This is a genomic window from Streptomyces sp. NPDC006283, assembly GCF_040613325.1.
Classification (GTDB): Bacteria; Actinomycetota; Actinomycetes; order Streptomycetales; family Streptomycetaceae; genus Streptomyces.
On record NZ_JBEXRZ010000139.1, the window covers coordinates 1 to 18,644 of the forward strand.

Here is an 18,644-nt window from a genome sequence, read left to right on the forward strand (position 1 = left end):
GCCGGCCGGGGTCACGGGGAGGTACGCGGTGTCGGCCGCGGGCGGCGCGACGTGGCCGTAGGCCGTCGCCCCTTCCGGCGCGGGCTGCGCCGGCCGCACGACCGGCTGGTACTGCGTGTCCCAGGTCTCGCCCTGCCAGGTCTGCGTTTCACCGGCGCCCTGGTGCGGCTGCTGCCCGTACGGGTCCTCGTAAGGCGGGTACGGCTGCTGCTGCTGCTGCCCGTACGGATACTGCTGATCGCTGCTCATGCTGTGCGGTTCACCCTCCTGCGAACGGCGGGAGCACCTCGACCGTGCCGCCCTCGGCCAGCCGTACGGTCTCATGCGCGCGGGTGCCGACGGGGTCGCCGTCGACGAGGAACGAACACCGCTGCAGTACCCGGGTCAGCTCCCCCGGGTGCCGCTCGCGCACGGCGTCGAGCGCCTCCGCGAGCGTGTCCGCCGCGTACGGCTCCTCCGCGACCTGCGCGGCCGCCTTGGCCGCGGCCCAGTAGCGGATGGTTCCCGCTGCCATAGCGGCACTCCTCTCGTTCATGTGCGCGCCGCTCACCATGATGGGCTATCGGCCGGTGAGCCAGCCCCCCAGGCGCCGCAGCGGTGCCTCGTCCGCGGCGTTCCCCGCGTGTCCCGCGATCAGCGGCTCGGACTACTCGGGGTCCCTCACACCCCTTGGGCGTAGGGGGAGGAAATCGGGTCCCAGTCCTGGTGGTGGATGCGGCTCCGGAACCCGTAGCGGCCGACGAGTCGCCCGTCGGCCGGTGACGGCCCAGTGCGGTCGCCGCATCGGCGCCGCACCGCGGTAGTACCAGCGGGCGGGGGCGCTCACGGCGACGACTGCATCCGTCCGTGCCTCCGTACGCCCCTCGTGCATCCGCTGCCCGTACGAGGCCGCGTGTCGCAGCACCACTGAGCCGCCCTCCCCCACACCCTTCGGCGTGGGAGGCGCCCCAGAACCCGACGGTCATCACCTGCCTGTGCCCGCGAGAGCGAACCCACTCCACGGCGGCGGCCAGGGCCGGCATCTCGCGGTCACCGACGGTCGAGCGCCCTCGGAAGCCGCCGTGTCCGCCAAACGGGAACCTCACCACGGCCCAGTACTGCGTGAACGTCCGCGCGGCACGGCCGCTGCGGGCCGGTCGAGAGCGCCGGTGAAACCGTGTGCGACGACGATCGCGGTGTCGGCCGGACCGGCCGCGGACGGCTCGGAAAGGGCCTCGATCCGAACACCGTCCGATGTCATGGAAGTGGCGCGCCGGGGACGGGGCGTGATCTTGAATACGTCCACAGTGTGAAATCCGCCCTCTCCCACGGATCTCATGTGGGCTATTCTGCTGGCAGAGGATCCGGGCAAAGCAGCCCCCGGGTCCTTTTGTGTTTTCCGTCCGGTGTTACGGGCTGGTGAACAATTACTCACAAGGCTCTCGAGGCGCGAGAGAGCTGTTGTACGAAGCAGTGCACGTCCTCGCAGGGACCGAGGAGGAACCGACGTCATGGACGAGCGAACCACGAACGACGAACGCAGGACCATCAGGGCAGGTGGGACGCGATGAGCTCACTGCTGCTGCTGACCAATGCGCTCCAGCCGTCGACGGAGGTGCTTCCCGCCCTCGGCCTGCTTCTGCACAACGTACGGGTGGCCCCCGCCGAGGGTCCGGCCCTGGTCGACACCCCCGGTGCCGATGTGATCCTCGTCGACGGCCGCCGCGATCTGCCACAGGTGCGGTCGCTGTGCCAGCTGCTGCGGTCCACGGGCCCCGGCTGTCCGCTGATCCTGGTGGTGACCGAGGGCGGCCTCGCGGCCGTGACCGCGGACTGGGGCATCGACGACGTCCTGCTCGACACGGCCGGACCGGCCGAGGTCGAGGCGCGGCTGCGGCTCGCGACGGGCCGCCAGCAGATCACTGTCGACGACTCCCCGATGGAGATCCGCAACGGCGATCTGTCGGTGGACGAGGCGACGTACAGCGCCAAGCTGAAGGGCCGGGTCCTGGACCTGACCTTCAAGGAGTTCGAGCTGCTCAAGTACCTCGCACAGCACCCCGGCCGGGTCTTCACCCGGGCCCAGCTGCTGCAGGAGGTCTGGGGCTACGACTACTTCGGCGGCACCCGCACGGTCGACGTCCACGTACGGCGGCTGCGCGCCAAGCTCGGGCCCGAGCACGAGTCGCTCATCGGAACCGTACGGAACGTCGGCTACCGCTTCGTCGCGCCGGAGAAGGTCGAGCGCGCGGCCGAGGAGGCCAAGGCGAAGGCCTCCGGTGCCGTAGCCCGTACGGAGGACGCCTCCGAGGTGGAGGAAGCGGCCGTACGGCCTGCCCAGAGGTAGGTCACCCCGCGTAGACTTCGCGCGTGGCCAAGGTGACGCGGGACGATGTGGCAAGACTGGCGGGGACGTCGACCGCGGTCGTCAGCTACGTCATCAACAACGGACCCCGGCCGGTCGCACCGGCCACGCGCGAGCGGGTACTCGCAGCCATCAAGGAGCTGGGGTACCGGCCCGACCGGGTCGCCCAGGCGATGGCGTCCCGGCGCACCGACCTCATAGGAATGATCGTTCCGGACGCCCGGCAGCCGTTCTTCGCGGAAATGGCACACGCGGTCGAACAGGCCGCGGCCGAGCGCGGGAAAATGGTCCTCGTCGGCAATTCCGACTACCGCGACGAGCGCGAGGTCCACTATCTGCGGGCCTTCCTCGGAATGCGGGTCTCCGGGCTGATCCTGGTCAGCCAGGGCATGAGCGAGCGGGCCGCGGCCGAGATCGAGGCGTGGGACGCGAAGATCGTGCTGCTGCACGAGCGGCCCGAGGCGATCGACGACGTCGCGGTCGTGACGGACGACATCGGCGGCGCGCAGCTCGCGACCCGGCACCTGCTGGAGCACGGCCACGAGTACGTCGCCTGTCTCGGCGGCGTCCCGAACACCCCCGCGGTGGGCGACCCGGTCGCCGACCACGTGGAGGGCTGGCGCCGGGCGATGAAGGAGTCCGGTCGCTCGATCGACGGCCGGCTCTTCGAGGCGCCGTACAACCGCTACGACGCCTACCAGGTCGCTCTGAAGATCCTGTCCGGGCCCGACCGGCCCCCGGCGATCTTCTGCTCGACGGACGACCAGGCCTTCGGTGTGCTGCGGGCGGCGCGTGAGCTGCGGATAGACGTGCCGGGCGAGCTGGCGGTGGCGGGCTTCGACGACGTGAAGGAAGCGGCACTGACGGACCCGCCGCTGACAACGATCTCCTCGGACCGTCCGGCGATGGCCCGGGCGGCGGTGGACCTGGTCCTGGACGACGGCCTGCGGGTGGCGGGGTCACGGCGTGAGCGGGTGAAGCTGTTCCCCTCGGGGCTGGTGGTCCGCCGCTCGTGCGGCTGCGGAGAGTAGCGGAACGGCACCGGATCCGGGGGCGGCGCTCCCGGGCCCGGCCCGGCGCTTATATGGGGCATACACGGTTCTGTCGGGCTTCTCAGAGCCGCCTCAGACTGCTCTCATCTACGGCGCCGACAGTCGTTTCCATGACGGACCACTACCGCAGCGGCAACGACACCGACGATCAGCACCAGCACCTCCAGTACCCGCAGCACCAGCAGCCGTACAGCACCCAGCACCCCCAGCAGCCGTACGGAACCCCGCCCGCAGGTGGCGGCTACCCGCCGCCCCCGGCCCACCACCCCGCCCCCCAGCCGAAGGCCAGGGCCAAGCGGCCCGTCGCGCTGATCGCCGCCGTGGCCATCGTCGCCGCGGCCATCGGAGGCGGCGCCTCCGCGCTCGTCGGGGAGCTCACCGGTGACGCGGGCAGCGGCGGCTCCGGCACGGTCGCGGGCACCAACGTGGCGCAGAGCAGCAAGGGCACCGTCGCCGGCGTCGCGCAGGCCGTGTCGCCGAGCATCGTCGAGATCAGCGCCACGTCCGACGCCGGCCAGTCCACCGGCTCCGGCGTGATCATCACTTCGGACGGCGAGATCGTCACCAACAATCACGTCATCTCCGGCGCCTCGGTGATCAAGGTCCAGCTCAGCGACGGGAAGACGTACGAGGCGGACGTCCTCGGCACCGACCCCGACAAGGATCTCGCCCTCATCAAGCTCAAGGGCGCATCCGGACTGAAGGCCGCCGCGCTCGGCGACTCGAGCGAGGTCGGGGTCGGCGACGAGGTCGTCGCGATCGGCTCACCGGAGGGCCTGACCGGCACGGTGACCAGCGGCATCGTGTCCGCCCTGGACAGGGACGTCACCGTGGCCAAGGACGAGGGCCGACGGCAACAGCCGGATCCCCGGGAGAACTGGCCCTTCGAGTTCGGCGGGGAGCAGTACAACGGCGACACCGGCGACTCGACCACCACCTACAAGGCCATCCAGACCGACGCCTCCCTCAACCCGGGCAACTCCGGCGGCGCGCTGATCAACATGAACGGCGAGATCATCGGCATCAACTCGGCTATGTACTCGCCCAGTTCGGCCACCGGGTCGACTGCGGGCAGCGTCGGCCTCGGCTTCGCGATCCCCATCGACACCGTGAAGGCGGACCTGGACCGCCTGCGCTCGGGCGACGGCAACTGATCGCGTGCGAGGCTGGGTCCATGACTGAAGGCGAGCGCATCCTGATCGTCGACGACGAGCCCGCCGTACGCGAGGCGCTCCGGCGTTCCCTCGCGTTCGAGGGGTACGGCACCGAGGTCGCCGTCGACGGTGTCGACGCCCTCGCCCGGGCGGAGGCGTACACGCCCGACCTGATCGTGCTCGACATCCAGATGCCCCGGATGGACGGCCTGACCGCCGCCCGCCGGCTGCGGGCCGCGGGTTCCCGGGTGCCGATCCTGATGCTGACGGCCCGCGACACCGTCGGCGACCGGGTCACCGGGCTCGACGCGGGCGCGGACGACTACCTGGTGAAGCCGTTCGAGCTGGACGAGCTGTTCGCCCGTATCCGCGCGCTGCTGCGGCGCAGCTCGTACGCGACCGGCGCCGGCGCGGAGGCCGGCGAAGAGGACGTTCTGTCCTTCGCCGACCTGCGGATGGATCTGGCGACCCGCGAGGTCACCCGCGGCACCCGCCGCGTCGAACTGACCCGCACCGAGTTCACGTTGCTGGAGCTGTTCCTGGCGCACCCCCGGCAGGTGCTCACCCGGGAGCAGATCCTCAAGTCCGTCTGGGGGTTCGACTTCGAGCCGAGCTCCAACTCCCTCGATGTGTACGTCATGTACCTGCGGCGCAAGACGGAGGCGGCCGGCGAGCCGCGTCTGGTCCACACGGTGCGCGGCGTCGGGTACGCGTTGCGCACCGGCGGCGCCGAGTGACGAACAGGTTCCGCGCCCTGCCCCTGCGTTCCCGGCTGGCGCTGCTCGTGGCGACGGCGGTGGCGATCGCCGTCGCGGCGGCGGCGAGCGTGTGCTGGCTGGTGGTGCGCAGCGCGCTGGTCGACTCCCTGGACAACGCCCTGAGCTCCAACCGGATGGCACCACGGCAGGCGCTCGTCTTCGTCGACCCGTCGGGCCAGTGCCGCAAGGCGGCACCCGTCGGGCCGGACACGAACCCCTTCAGGTCGACGATCCAGTTGCTGGACCGCGAGGGGAACAGCTGCGTCGTCCTCGGCGAGGAGCCGATCGAGATCACGGACGCCGACCTCGAGGTCGCCGACGGCCGGTCGGAGTCCTCCTTCCACAACGCGACCGCCTCCAGCGGCGAGGAGTACCGCGTCTTCACGTATCCGATCGAGGGCTACGCGGGTGCGGTGATCGTCGCCCGCCCCCTCAGCGAGGTCGACGACACCCTCGGCGATCTGACCCTGGTGCTCGCCCTGGTCGCGGGCGCCGGTGTGCTCGGTGCGGGCGCGGCCGGGGCCTGGGTCGCCCGTGCCGGTCTGCGACCGGTCGACGAACTGACCGGCGCGGTGGAGCATGTGGCCCGTACCGAGGACCTGAGCGTGCGCATCCCGGTGGACGGAGAGGACGAGATCGCGCGGCTGTCGCGCTCGTTCAACGCGATGACCGCCGCGCTGGCGTCCTCGCGCGACCTCCAGCAGCAGCTGATCGCCGACGCGGGGCACGAGCTGCGCACCCCGCTGACCTCGCTGCGTACGAACATCGAGCTGCTCGCCCGGAGCGAGGAGACCGGCAGGGCGATCCCGCCGGACGACCGCAGAGCATTGCTCGCTTCCGTGAAGGCGCAGATGACGGAGCTGGCCGCGCTCATCGGCGATCTGCAGGAACTGTCCCGCCCGGACGCCGCCGCGGGCACACGGGTGCAGGTGGTGGCGCTGCACGAGATCGTGCGGAGCGCGCTCGACCGGGCCCGGCTGCGCGGACCCGAGCTGGAGTTCACCTCGGATCTCGCACCCTGGTACGTGCGCGGCGACGAGGCCGCCCTCGAGCGGGCCCTGGTCAACGTCCTGGACAACGCGGTCAAGTTCTCCCCGCCCGGCGGCGGGATCGACGTGGGCCTGCGGGACGGCGAGCTGACCATCAGGGACCACGGACCGGGAATCCCGCCGCAGGACCTGCCGCACGTCTTCGAGCGGTTCTGGCGTTCGCCCTCCGCCCGGTCGCTGCCGGGCTCGGGGCTGGGGCTGTCGATCGTGGCCCGTACGGTCCAGCAGTCCGGCGGCAGCATCGTCCTGGCTCCCGCGCCGGGCGGCGGAACCCGCGCGCTGATCCGGCTGCCCGGCGCGGCGACTCCCCCGCCCGCGACCCGCCCCTGACGCCCGGTCCCCGGCGCCCCGTTCCCCCCGCTGACCCGCCCCTGACGCCCAGTGGCCGCCCCCGTACGGTCGAATCTGCGACGACATGCAGGGCGGGCGGGGAGACCGCTCAGCCGTTGTGGCGGATGAGCGACTCGACGAGGCCGGCGCGGGTGTTGGGGTAGTCCATCGGCACGATGCCCAGCCCACGCCAGCCGCGCGCCTCGGAGCCTTCGACGAAGGAGTGGACGCGCGGGTTGAGGTCGTCGGAGTTCCAGCGGGGCGGCAGATACGCCGACGTGCTCACGTAGTTGACGAACAGCTTTCCCGGTTGCTGGACGGCCTTGCGGAAGTGCGCCTCGATCTTCGAGTACTTCGGGTTCGGCAGGGCGTTCCAGTCGTCCTGGACGTCGAACAGCTCCCCGTCCGCGTAACGGACGCCGGGCAGACCTCCGTTGTCGCCGAGGAGCACGACCCGGCCGCGTGCCTCGCCCAGTGCGGGGATGCCGTCGCCGATCCGGAACAGCGGCCGCCAGCCGCGGTTGTCGAGGTAGTCGTCGAAGATCGCGCGGAAGGTGGCGTCGCTGTCCTGCGAGTACTCCTGCTTGACCCGCATGAGCACGGTCTCCGAGGGGTGCGCGGCGAGGAAGTCCCGGCAGGCGACGAGGACGTCGCCGAACATCATGTTCTGGTAGGACGGGCCGTGGTGGATGGCGAACGAGCCGCCGGTGACCCGGCACCGTATGTCGAGGAAGCGGATTCCGCCGGCGAGCTGCTGGGCGATGGTCGTGTTCTGGCATTCGCTCCACGGTCCGCCGAAGCGGGCGCCCGAGTCGTGGGTGCCGGGAATCGTCAGCCGTTGCAGAGGGGTCGAGTCGGCGGCACCGGCCATCCAGTCCTGAGTGGACAGGGTGCGGCGCGGTGCGGCGGTGGCGTGGGGGGCGCCGATGAGGGCGGTCGCGGACAGAGCCGCGGCGCCCGTGAGGAATCTCCGTCGGTCCATGGCAGCGGAGTATGTCGCGTCCGCGTCAAGTTCACCAGATGTCGGTACCGGCCGGTAACGCCGGTGGGGCGGCAGGCCGTTCGGCCCGCCGCCCCACCCTTCGACGCGTCTACTGGACGACCGTGATCCGGTCTGCCGCCGGAGGCGTGATCGGCGCGGTGGCCGAGGAGTTCGCCGCCAGGTAAGCGTTGAAGACATCCAGGTCGGAGGCGCCGACCAGCTTGTTGGTGTGCTCCTTGAGCACCGCGAAGCCGTCACCGCCGCCCGCGAGGAACTCGTTCATCGCGACCCGGTACGTCTTCGCCGGGTCGATCGCCTCGCCGTTCAGCTTCACCGAGTCCACGACGATCCGGTCGGCGCCGGTCTTCGTCAGGTCCAGGGTGTAGGTGAAGCCCTTGGAGACCTGGAGGATCTTCGGAGAGGCCTCGTTCGAGCCGCTGACCTGCTGCTGGAGCGCCGTGATCAGCTGAGCGCCGGTCAGGTCGACCACGTTCATCATGTTGGTGAACGGCTGGACCGTGAAGGCCTCCCCGTACGTCACCACACCGTCGCCCTCACCGCCCGACGCCTTGAAGACCAGGTCGGACCGGATGCCGCCCGGGTTCATCAGCGCCAGCTGCGCGCCGCCCTTGTCCGCCGGCGCGAGGCCCGCGAGCTGAGCGTCCGCGATCAGGTCACCGAGCGGCTTCTCCGGGGTGGTCGCGCCACGGCCGTTGATGTCCGCGGAGATGAAGCCCTGCGGGCGGCTCGCGATCGGCGCCGCCAGCTTGTTCCAGCGGGTGATCAGATCGGTCATGTCCGGGGCCTTGGCCTGGTCACGGCTGACGACGTGGTTGGCCGACCTGACCTGCGTACGCACGATGTCCTTGGTGCGGCGGTCGTAGGTGAGCGTGGTGTCCGTGTAGAGCTTGCCGTACGAGGACGCCGAGGTGACCAGACGCGGCTTGCCGGACGGGTCCGGGATGGTGCACACGTACGCCTGGTGGGTGTGGCCGGTGACGAGCGCGTCGACCTTCGGCGTGATGCCCTTGGCGATGGCGGCGATGGGGCCGGAGATGCCGTCGCCCGCACCCGGCGAGTCGCAGTCGTAGTTGTACGACGTCGACGCCGGCGAGCCACCCTCGTGGATCAGCGCGACGATCGACTTCACGCCCTTGCGGTCGAGCTCACGGGCGTACTTGTTGATCGTCTCGACCTCGTCGTGGAACTTGAGGCCCTTGATGCCGTTGGCGCTGACGATGTCCGGCGTGCCCTCGAGGGTCACACCGATGAAGCCGATCTTGACGCCGTTCTTCTGCCAGACCGAGTACGGCTTGAGTATGGGCCTGCCCGTCTTCTCCTTGGTGACGTTGGCCGCCAGGTAGGGGAAGTCCGCGCCCTCGAACTCCTTGCCCTCCTCGAAGCAGCCGTCCGTCGGGTGGCAGCCGCCCTTCTGCAGACGGCCCAGCTCGGTCGCGCCCTCGTCGAACTCGTGGTTGCCCACGCCCGTCACATCGAGGTCCAGCTTGTTCAGCGCCTCGACGGTCGGCTCGTCGTGGAAGAGACCGGACAGCAGCGGGCTCGCGCCCACCAGGTCGCCGGCGGCCGCGGTGACGGAGTACGGGTTGCCCTGGCGCGCGGTGCGCAGCGAGGTCGCCAGGTACTCGACGCCACCGGCCGGGATCGACTTGACCGTGCCGTCGGGCTGGGTCTCGGAGACGTTGCCGGCGGAACCGGCCGGCGGCTCCAGGTTGCCGTGCAGGTCGTTGAAGGAGAGCAGCTGCACGTCGACGGTGCGCGGCTTGTGGTGGCCGTGGCCGTGCCGGTCACCGGAGGCGGCTCCGGCCGGCAGCGCGGCGACGAGCGCGCCGACGGTCGCGAGCCCGGCGGCGGCTGCGAGAACGCGACGGCTCCGCCGGGCCGCGCGATGGTTGGGAGGTGTCGCTGACATCTGTCCCCTTGTCAGTTCCAGCGTGGTGTGAGGGTGAAGACCGTCCGGCCTTGATCCGCCGGCAGCCTCCTGCTGCCGCAGCCTAGAGTCAACGCGCGTAGCGCGACAGGGGGATGCGGGTTACGACCTGGTTGCCATCGGCCGCGAAGGGGTGATCAGCCGTATATCACCCGTCCGATGCCATTCCCGACGAGTCGTGCGCATCCCCGGGTCGTGCTCCCCCGCCGTACCCTCGAGCCATGACGATCGACGCAGTGATTCCGGAGCCCGGCCGGCAGATCCAGTCCCTCGACGAGCTGACTCCCGAGCAGGCAGAGGCCGTGCTCGAGGTACTCGCGGAGGCTGCACGGTCCGACGGGATGCAGGCCGTCTCCGAACAGGGACGGCTTCAGTTGCGCGGTGGACAAAGGGAAGGCGTGCGGCACTTCCTGCTCACGGTCGGCGACCAGCTCATCGGCTACGCGCAACTCGAGGACACCGACCCCGTCGAGGCCCCCGCGGCCGAACTGGTCGTGCATCCGAGCCACCGCGGGCGTGGCCACGGGCGGGCCCTGGGCACGACGCTGCTGGAAGCCTCGGGCAAGAGGCTGCGCATGTGGGCGCACGGGGGCAAGTCCGCCGCCCGGCACATGGCCCAGGTCCTCGGCCTGACGCTCTTCCGTGAACTGCGTCAGCTGCGGCGCCCCTTGAGCCTTGCGGGCGTCGCCGAGCCGGTCTACCCGCCCGGCGTCACCGTACGGACCTATCGGCCCGGCCAGGACGACGCCGCGTGGCTCGCGGTGAACGCCGCCGCTTTCGCACACCACCCCGAACAGGGCTCACTCACCCAGCGGGACCTGGACGACCGCAAGGCCGAGCCGTGGTTCGACCCGAAGGGCTTCTTCCTGGCGGAGCGGGACGGGGAGATCATCGGCTTCCACTGGACGAAGGTGCACGCGGAGGAGCAGCTCGGCGAGGTGTACGTCCTCGGCATCCGCCCCGACGCCCAGGGCGGCGGCCTCGGCAAGGCCCTCACCGCGACCGGCCTGCGGCACCTGGCCGCACAGGGGCTGCCGACCGCGATGCTCTACGTCGACGCCGACAACCCGGCAGCCCTGCGGGTGTACGAGCAGATGGGCTTCGTGACGCACGAGGTGGATCTGATGTACCGCACGGAGACCTGACAGGCGGCACCGGTCAACAGAGCAGGGGGCGGTGTCCGTTGACACCGCCCCCTCCCTTGCACCACGATTCCACTACTCAACTAGTGAAAGGGTGGTGCAGCGGCATGGTCGAGTTCCGTATCGACCGGCGCAGCGGCGTCGCCACGTATCTCCAGATCGTGCAGCAGACCAAACAGGCACTTCGGCTGGGGCTGCTGCAGCCCGGCGACCGGCTGCCGACGGCCCGCGAAGTCGTCGAGGCGACCGCGATCAACCCGAACACCGTGCTCAAGGCGTACCGCGAGCTCGAGCGCGACGGCCTCGTCGAGGCCCGCCGTGGCCTCGGCACGTTCGTGACCCGCACCCTCGGCGGCCAAGCCGCGGACACACCCCTGCGGGCGGAGCTCGCCGACTGGGTGGGCCGGGCGCACCAGGCCGGCCTGGAGCACGACGACATCACCGCGCTCCTCACCTCCGTACTGGAGGAACACGCGCAGGACGACCACAAGGGGGACGGCGCATGACAGCGACCGCGATAGAGGCGAACGGCCTCGGCCTGGACTACGGGCGGCGCGGCCGCCTGGCCCTGTACGACTGCTCGTTCCGGGTGCCCGTCGGGCGCGTCTGCGCCCTCGCCGGCCCCAACGGCGCCGGCAAGTCGACCCTCCTCGCCCTGGCGGCGGGACTGCTCCGGCCCTCCGACGGTGCACTGCACGTTCTCGGCGGCCCGCCGTCGGACGTACGCGAGCGCATTGCCTACGTCGCCCAGGACAAGCCGCTGTACCCGCAGTTGACGGTCGGCGAGACGCTGCGGCTGGGGCACGAGCTGAACCCGGACCGCTGGGACGCGGCCGCCGCCGAACGCATCGTCACGGAGGGCGGCGGCCTCGATCCGGGCTCCCGGATCCGGAGCCTCTCCGGTGGCCAGCGGACCCGCGTCGCGCTCGCCCTCGCACTGGGCAAACGCCCGGAACTGATGCTGCTGGACGAGCCCATGGCCGACCTCGACCCCCTGGCCCGGCACCGGCTGATGGCCGCGCTGATGACGGAGGCCGCCGACCACGGCACCACCATCGTGATCTCCTCGCACATCCTGTCCGAGCTGGAGACGACCTGCGACTACGTGCTCCTCGTCGACGGCGGCAGCGTACGCCTCGCCGGAGAGACGGAGGACCTGATCGCAGCCCACACCCTCCTCACGGGGCCGGTCGCCGACCTGCCCGACCACACCGTCGTCGAGTCGCGCACGACGGGTCGTCAGCTGACCGCGCTGGTACGGGGGTCCGGCGCGGTCGGCGGCGGCTGGCAGACCGCTCGTCCTTCGCTGGAGGAACTGCTCATGGCGCATCTGCGCAGCCCCGACGCCCCGCCGCTGTTCACACCGAGCGCGGAGGTGGCGGCCGCATGAGCTCGCTCACCACATCCCGCACGCGTCTGCGGGGCATCACCTGGGTCGTCGTCCGGCAGCACCGCCGCCTGATCACCACCACCGCCGTACTGCTGGTGACCGCGGCGCTCGTCGCGTCGGGCCTGCGGATCGCGTTCGAACTGACTCCGTACGACGAGAACGCCGAAGGTCTCTTCACACGCTTCGCCTACCGGGGCGGTCTCACGGCCCTCGCCGACTTCCTCGCGAGCGCCGCTGTGCTGCTGCCGCTGCTCGTCGCGGCCGTCGTCGCAGGACCGGTGATCGCCCGGGAGCTGGAGAGCGGAACGCACCAGCTGGTCTGGTCGCAGTCGGTACCGCCCACCCGGTGGTTCGCCGCCAAAATCGCCGTGCCCGCCCTGACCGTGGCCGTCGTCGCCGTGGGCCTGACAGGTTCCTTCCGCGTCCTGTGGGGTCCATCGGCCGGCGACCACAGGCTGGGCTGGCAGGAGCGGCAGGTGTTCCTCACCCTCGGGCCGACACTGGCCGCCCACTGCCTGCTCGCGGTCGCCGTCGGCGCCCTCACCGGCCTGCTGGTACGCCGCACCATGGTCGCGATGTCCGTCGCGGGTCTGGCGACCGGGATCGTCATGGCCGTCATGTTCGCGCTGTGGGAGCGCCTGTGGGCGCCCGCCACCGCCATGAGCGCCGACCCGGACAGCATGCAGGTCAAACCCGGCGAGTTCGTCCTGGACAGCGGTCTGCTGACCGCGTCGGGGGAGCGGCTCCCCGACAGCGTGTGCTTCCCGCCGCAGGACGCTGCCTGCTACGCCGCGCACGACGTCGTCGGCAGATGGTGGGACCACCATCCCGCCTCGCACCTGTGGCCGCTCCAGCTGGTCGAGACCGGCATCGTCCTGGCCCTGGCCGCCGCCGTGGCATACGCGGCGTTCCGGATCTTCCGCCGCCGCCACGCGTGACCGGCTGGCACCGCGCCCGACCGGTCTGCCGCCACGCGTGACCGGCTGGCACCGCGCCCGACCGGTCTGCCGCCACGCCTGACCGGCCGCCACCACGCCTGACCGGTCTGCCGCCACGCCTGACCGGTCTGCCGGCCGACCGGCCGGACGAGCGAACGGCCCCCGGGGAGCCGACCCCCGGGGGCCGCACCACGCTTTCCCTCACGTCATGTCCCTGTTACCGGGGATTCAGACGCCCTTGCGACCCTCGGTCAATGCAGCCCGCTGTGCCCGCCTCCCCCGCCGGGAGAAAACCTCTCGCTCGTGCCCTTTCCGACGCGCCGGTCACACCCTCCGCGCGGAACAATGGGCCCATGAGCCAGCAGCCCGCCGAGGTACCGGTCCAGCACCCCCAGCCGTCCGTCGCTTCCATAGCCGCGCACCGGCCGCACACCGTCGCAGCCACTGTGTCCGACCTCGAACCCGACATCGACTCGGATCTCGACGCCTACGAGGAGGACCTCGAGGCGGCGCTGGGCACCGAACTGCCGCAGGGGCGGTTCCTCGACCGGGAGCGCAGCTGGCTCGCGTTCAACGAGCGGGTCCTCGAGCTCGCGGAGGACCCGGCCACGCCGCTTCTGGAGCGCGCCAACTTCCTCGCGATCTTCGCGTCCAACCTGGACGAGTTCTTCATGGTCCGGGTGGCCGGCCTCAAGCGCCGGATCGCGACGGGCGTCGCCACCCGCTCCGCTTCCGGTCTGCAGCCCCGCGAGGTCCTCGACCTGATCTGGACCCGCTCCCGCGAGCTCATGGCCCGGCACGCCGCCTGCTTCCAGCAGGACATCGCCCCTGCCCTGGCCGACGAGGGCATCCACCTCATCCGCTGGCCCGAGCTCACCGAGAAGGAGCAGGCCCGCCTCTTCACGCTCTTCCGGCAGCAGATCTTCCCGGTGCTGACCCCGCTGGCCGTGGACCCGGCGCACCCCTTCCCGTACATCTCCGGCCTCTCGCTCAACCTGGCGGTCGTCGTCCGCAACCCCGTCAGTGGCCACCGCCACTTCGCCCGGGTCAAGGTCCCCCCGCTGCTCTCCCGTTTCCTCGAGGCCTCGCCGCAGCGGTACGTGCCGCTGGAGGACGTGATCGCGGCACACCTCGAGGAGCTGTTCCCGGGCATGGAGGTGCTGGCGCACCACATGTTCCGGGTGACCAGGAACGAGGACCTGGAGGTCGAGGAGGACGACGCGGAGAACCTGCTCCAGGCGCTGGAGAAGGAACTCATGCGGCGCCGGTTCGGCCCGCCGGTGCGTCTGGAGGTCGAGGAGTCGATCGACCCGTACGTCCTCGACCTGCTCGTGCGCGAGCTGAAGGTCTCCGACGCCGAGGTCTACCCGCTGCCCGGGCCGCTGGACCTCACCGGACTGTTCGGCATCTCGGCACTGGACCGGCCGGAGCTGCGGTACCGCAAGTTCGTCGCGGGCACCCACCGTGATCTGGCCGAGGTCGAGTCGGCGTCCGCGCCCGACATCTTCATGGCGCTGCGCGAACGGGACGTGCTGCTGCACCACCCGTACGACTCCTTCTCGACGTCCGTCCAGGCCTTCCTCGAGCAGGCGGCGGGCGACCCCGACGTCCTCGCGATCAAGCAGACGCTGTACCGGACCTCGGGCGACTCCCCGATAGTCGACGCGCTGATCGACGCCGCCGAGTCGGGCAAGCAGGTCCTCGTCCTCGTCGAGATCAAGGCCCGCTTCGACGAGCAGGCCAACATCAAGTGGGCGCGCAAGCTGGAGGAGTCCGGCTGCCATGTCGTCTACGGGCTCGTCGGCCTCAAGACCCACTGCAAGCTGTCGCTGGTCGTCCGCCAGGAGGGCGAGACGCTGCGGCGCTACTCGCACGTCGGGACGGGCAACTACCACCCCAAGACCGCCCGGCTCTACGAGGACCTCGGGCTGCTCACCGCGGACCCGCAGGTCGGCGCGGACCTCTCCGACCTGTTCAACCGGCTGTCCGGCTACTCGCGCCGCGAGACGTACCGCAGGCTCCTGGTCGCGCCCAAGTCGCTGCGCGACGGGCTGATCTCCCGCATCAACAAGGAGATCACCCACCACCGGGCGGGACGCCCCGCCTACGTCCGCATCAAGGTCAACTCGATGGTGGACGAGGCAGTCATCGACGCCTGCTACCGCGCCGCGATGGCGGGCGTGCCGGTGGACATCTGGGTGCGCGGCATCTGCGCGATACGCCCCGGCGTGGCCGGCCTCTCGGAGAACATCCGGGTCCGCTCGATCCTCGGCCGCTTCCTGGAGCACTCCCGGGTCTTCGCCTTCGGCAACGGCGGCGAGCCCGAAGTGTGGTTCGGCAGCGCCGACATGATGCACAGAAACCTCGATCGCCGGATCGAGGCGCTGGTACGGGTCACCGACCCGGCCCACCGCGCGGCCCTCACCCGGCTGCTGGAGACCGGCATGTCCGACACCACGTCCTCCTGGCATCTCGGCCCGGACGGCGCGTGGACCCGGCACGCCACGGACTCCGACGGCCAGCCGCTGCGGAACGTACAGGAGATGCTCATAGACGCGCGGAGGCGCCGGCGTGCACAGCCCTGAATCTTCCCGGCCGGACACCGCTCTCGCGGGCACCGCGGGCGAGGCGGTGGCCCACTATCTGCACGTGCAGGCGGGCGACTTCCTGCGCAGCCTGCGCCGGCACGGGGAGAGCGGCGCGGAGACGGCGGCGGTGGCGGAGTCGGCCCAAGCGCTGCGGACCGTGTCCCGCCGCATCAGCGGAACGCTGCACACGTTCCGCCCGCTGCTGGACCCGGCCTGGGCCGACGGCCTGCGCACGGAACTGGCCTGGCTGTCCACGACCCTGGCCCAGGAACACGCGTACACGTCCCGCCTGTCCCGGCTGCTGGACGCACTGTCCCGCCTGTCGGGCACCGCTCCGCTGCCGTCCGCCCGCAGCGACGCCCTGCCGCGCGACGGCTTCGGGTTGCCGGCCGGTCACCTCGGGACAACCGGCTGCGACGCGGGATGTGACGCTCCCGACGAAGCCGACGGGTCCCCGCACGCCTCGAACGGGTCGAGCGCCGGGGACACCGACGGCCGCACGAGCACCGGCACCGGCACCGGGCGCAAGCCCGCCCGCGCGGGCGGAAGGAGCGGCGCATCCGCAGGCGGCGGGGTGCTCGCCGTCGGGGCCGCGCGGGCCGGGGCGTTGCTGGAGCGGCAGCTCACGCTGGCCCGGACGCGCGCGCACTCCGCCGCACTCCAGGCACTCGGCTCCTCCCGTTTCCACGCCGTCGCCGACGCCGTCGCTTTACTGGTCTCCGACCTCCCGCTGGGCCCGGCCGCCGCCGGCCCCGCCGCACAGACGCTGGCGCTGCCCGCCGAGGCCGCCGAACGGCGGCTGCTGGAGGCGGTCGCCGGGCTGCCGCTGGGCCGGGCCGCCCATCCGTACAACGCGGAGGCTCTGGTCAACGGCCTCGCCACCACGGCAGCCGGTGAGGCACAGGACGCGCCCTGGCACGAGGTCCGCAGGCTGCTGCGCCTGCACCGCTACGCGCAGGAGGTGGTGCGCCCGGGCAGCAGCCCGGTCCTGTGCCAGGCGGGGCTGGTGCTCGACCGGCATCGCGACGCCGCGGAGGCGGCTGCCGCTGCTGCCACCGCTGCCCGTACCCCGCGGATCGCGCCGGCCACCGCGTACGCCCTCGGTGTGCTGCACGCCGACCAGCGGCACGAGGTCGAGGCGGCCAGGTTCGCCTTCCAGCAGCAATGGCGGCACGCCACGGCGGCGGCCTCGTCGGCGGTCCCCGCGCCATGAATGGCGCCGACACCGTGCTCGCCGCGGGATGCGTGCTCTGGCGCCGCTCCCCGTACGGCGACGGCGGCATCGAGATCTGCCTGGTCCACCGGCCCAAGTACGACGACTGGTCGCACCCGAAAGGCAAGCTCAAGAGGGGCGAGGACGCCCTGGGCGCCGCGATGCGGGAGGTCCGGGAGGAGACCGGCCATCGCTGTGTCCCCGGCGCCCGTCTTCCCACGGCCCGTTACCTCGCGAACGGCCGGCCCAAGGAGGTCACCTACTGGGCCGCGGAGATGACCTCCGGATCCTTCGCCGCGGGCGCGGAGGTCGACCGCATCGTGTGGCTGCCGCCCGCCGCCGCCCGCAACAGGCTCACCCACCCGCGCGACCGCGCGCTGGTCGACGCACTCATGCAGGCACTGCACACAGCGTGAGCACCGGGAGCATGCCGTTATGCCTTGCCCAGCAGCCCCGACACCCGAACGGGTGAACGTTCGAACGAGCACCGTGTCGCCGGGCACGGTTCACCTTGCGTTCACTCTCCCCCGTCGGCCGCTTCATCTCATCTGCCTAATTTCGGCCTTACACGGTGACCGGCACGGAGCCGGTCCCCCCACCCCGACGCACGCCGCCAACTCGGGCGGCCACTGGAAGGAACACCCGAAAGTGAAGCTTCAGCGCAAGAACGGGCTTCGCGCCACCGCGCTCGGTGCCCTCGCCCTGTCCGGCGCCCTGGTCCTCACGGCGTGTGGTTCGGACGACAACACGGCCCCCGGTGAAGGCGGCGACACGACCAACGCCGCCTCCAACATCAAGTGCGACGACGCCAAGGGCCAGATCCTTGCGGCTGGCTCGAGCGCACAGAAGAACGCCATGGACCTGTGGGTCAAGAACTTCCAGGCCGCCTGCTCGGGCGTCGAGGTCAACTACCAGCCCATCGGCTCGGGCGGCGGTATCACCAAGTTCACCCAGGGCCAGGTCGCCTTCGCCGGCTCCGACTCCGCGCTCAAGCCGGAGGAGGTCGAGGAGTCGAAGAAGATCTGCAAGGGCGGCCAGGGCATCAACCTGCCGATGGTCGGCGGCCCCGTCGCCATCGGCTACAACCTGGAGGGCGTGGACGACCTCGTCCTCGACGCCCCCACCATCGCGAAGATCTTCGACTCGAAGATCAAGAAGTGGAACGACCCGGCCATCGCCAAGCTCAACCCTGACGCGAAGCTGCCGGACACGGCCATCCAGGCCTTCCACCGCTCCGACGAGTCGGGCACCACGCAGAACCTGCACAAGTACCTCAGCGAGGCCGCTCCGGCGGACTGGAAGCACGACCCGAAGTCGAAGTCGTGGCTGGCCCCCGGCGGCCAGGCGGCCAACGGCTCCTCCGGTGTCGCCGCCCAGGTGAAGCAGACCCAGGGTTCGATCGGCTACTTCGAGCTGTCCTACGCGACCTCGCAGTCGATCCCCGCCGTCAAGGTCGACACCGGCGCCGGCACCCCGGTCGAGGCGACCAGCGCCAACGCCTCCAAGGCCATCGCCGCCGCCAAGATCAAGGGCACCGGCAAGGACCTGGCCCTCTCCCTCGACTACACGACCAAGGCCGAGGGCGCGTACCCGATCATCCTCGTGACGTACGAGATCGCCTGCGACAAGGGCAACAAGGCGGACACCCTGCCAACCCTGAAGGCCTTCCTGAACTACACGGTCGGCGAGGAGGGCCAGAAGGTCCTCGCCGACGCCGGCTACGCCCCGCTGCCGGCCGAGATCGCGGCCAAGGTCC

At 71.1% G+C, this 18,644-nt stretch carries 16 protein-coding genes and 2 pseudogenes; 13 read left to right on the forward strand and 5 right to left on the reverse strand.

The window, feature by feature from the left end:
• The 3 genes and pseudogenes from ABZ070_RS24900 to ABZ070_RS24910 all read right to left on the reverse strand — a co-directional run.
• Positions 1–249 (reverse strand): annotated as a pseudogene (locus ABZ070_RS24900) (hypothetical protein); the annotation flags it as partial.
• Positions 250–259: 10 nt separating this feature from the next.
• Positions 260–514, reverse strand: a complete 255-nt coding sequence (locus ABZ070_RS24905; RefSeq protein ID WP_356637471.1) for a MoaD/ThiS family protein — start codon at positions 512–514, stop codon at positions 260–262.
• A 45-nt stretch (positions 515–559) separates the two neighbouring features.
• Positions 560–1,240: pseudogene (locus tag ABZ070_RS24910) on the reverse strand (alpha/beta hydrolase).
• Positions 1,241–1,546: 306 nt separating this feature from the next.
• On the opposite strand from ABZ070_RS24910, the gene ABZ070_RS24915 reads away from it, so the two are divergent.
• The 5 genes from ABZ070_RS24915 (at position 1,547) to ABZ070_RS24935 (ending at position 6,687) form a co-directional block, all read left to right on the forward strand.
• Positions 1,547–2,326: a response regulator transcription factor gene (locus tag ABZ070_RS24915; RefSeq protein ID WP_356637473.1), complete on the forward strand. Its 780-nt coding sequence runs from the start codon at positions 1,547–1,549 to the stop codon at positions 2,324–2,326.
• A gap of 23 nt (positions 2,327–2,349) precedes the next feature.
• The gene (locus tag ABZ070_RS24920; protein ID WP_356637477.1) at positions 2,350–3,375 is read left to right on the forward strand and encodes a LacI family DNA-binding transcriptional regulator; all 1,026 of its coding nucleotides are present in this window, start codon (positions 2,350–2,352) and stop codon (positions 3,373–3,375) included.
• A gap of 131 nt (positions 3,376–3,506) precedes the next feature.
• Positions 3,507–4,550 (forward strand): trypsin-like peptidase domain-containing protein, encoded by a 1,044-nt coding sequence (locus tag ABZ070_RS24925; protein ID WP_356637480.1) that lies wholly within the window; start codon positions 3,507–3,509, stop codon positions 4,548–4,550.
• Between the two features lie 20 nt (positions 4,551–4,570).
• Positions 4,571–5,287, forward strand: a complete 717-nt coding sequence (locus ABZ070_RS24930) for a response regulator transcription factor (protein ID WP_356637482.1) — start codon at positions 4,571–4,573, stop codon at positions 5,285–5,287.
• Entirely contained in the window at positions 5,284–6,687 is a 1,404-nt protein-coding gene (locus ABZ070_RS24935) for a HAMP domain-containing sensor histidine kinase (RefSeq protein WP_356637484.1), read from the forward strand. The genes ABZ070_RS24930 and ABZ070_RS24935 overlap by 4 nt, the downstream gene beginning before the upstream one ends.
• A 109-nt stretch (positions 6,688–6,796) precedes the next feature.
• On the opposite strand, the gene ABZ070_RS24940 is transcribed toward ABZ070_RS24935, so the two are convergent.
• Positions 6,797–7,669: a phosphatidylinositol-specific phospholipase C gene (locus ABZ070_RS24940; RefSeq protein WP_356637486.1), complete on the reverse strand. Its 873-nt coding sequence runs from the start codon at positions 7,667–7,669 to the stop codon at positions 6,797–6,799.
• Between the two features lie 109 nt (positions 7,670–7,778).
• Positions 7,779–9,599, reverse strand: coding sequence for a bifunctional metallophosphatase/5'-nucleotidase (locus ABZ070_RS24945; protein WP_356637488.1), 1,821 nt, complete (start codon positions 9,597–9,599; stop codon positions 7,779–7,781).
• A 239-nt stretch (positions 9,600–9,838) separates the two neighbouring features.
• On the opposite strand from ABZ070_RS24945, the gene mshD reads away from it, so the two are divergent.
• The 8 genes from mshD to pstS all read left to right on the forward strand — a co-directional run.
• A complete protein-coding gene (mshD, locus tag ABZ070_RS24950) occupies positions 9,839–10,762 on the forward strand; it encodes a mycothiol synthase (protein WP_356637490.1) in 924 nt (307 codons plus the stop codon).
• A 104-nt stretch (positions 10,763–10,866) separates the two neighbouring features.
• Positions 10,867–11,265 (forward strand): GntR family transcriptional regulator, encoded by a 399-nt coding sequence (locus ABZ070_RS24955; RefSeq protein ID WP_356637492.1) that lies wholly within the window; start codon positions 10,867–10,869, stop codon positions 11,263–11,265.
• Positions 11,262–12,149 (forward strand): ABC transporter ATP-binding protein, encoded by an 888-nt coding sequence (locus ABZ070_RS24960; RefSeq protein ID WP_356637494.1) that lies wholly within the window; start codon positions 11,262–11,264, stop codon positions 12,147–12,149. Before ABZ070_RS24955 ends, ABZ070_RS24960 begins: the two co-directional genes overlap by 4 nt.
• The gene (locus ABZ070_RS24965) at positions 12,146–13,087 is read left to right on the forward strand and encodes an ABC transporter permease (RefSeq protein ID WP_356637496.1); all 942 of its coding nucleotides are present in this window, start codon (positions 12,146–12,148) and stop codon (positions 13,085–13,087) included. The genes ABZ070_RS24960 and ABZ070_RS24965 overlap by 4 nt, the downstream gene beginning before the upstream one ends.
• Positions 13,088–13,440: 353 nt before the next feature.
• Positions 13,441–15,672, forward strand: a complete 2,232-nt coding sequence (locus ABZ070_RS24970; protein WP_356637498.1) for an RNA degradosome polyphosphate kinase — start codon at positions 13,441–13,443, stop codon at positions 15,670–15,672.
• Positions 15,659–16,888 (forward strand): CHAD domain-containing protein, encoded by a 1,230-nt coding sequence (locus ABZ070_RS24975; RefSeq protein WP_356637500.1) that lies wholly within the window; start codon positions 15,659–15,661, stop codon positions 16,886–16,888. Before ABZ070_RS24970 ends, ABZ070_RS24975 begins: the two co-directional genes overlap by 14 nt.
• Complete coding sequence (locus ABZ070_RS24980) at positions 16,885–17,304, forward strand: NUDIX hydrolase (RefSeq protein ID WP_356637502.1); 420 nt, start codon at positions 16,885–16,887, stop codon at positions 17,302–17,304. The genes ABZ070_RS24975 and ABZ070_RS24980 overlap by 4 nt, the downstream gene beginning before the upstream one ends.
• Before the next feature lie 232 nt (positions 17,305–17,536).
• On the forward strand, positions 17,537–18,644 hold a 1,108-nt coding region (gene pstS, locus ABZ070_RS24985), incomplete at its 3' end, for a phosphate ABC transporter substrate-binding protein PstS (protein WP_356637505.1).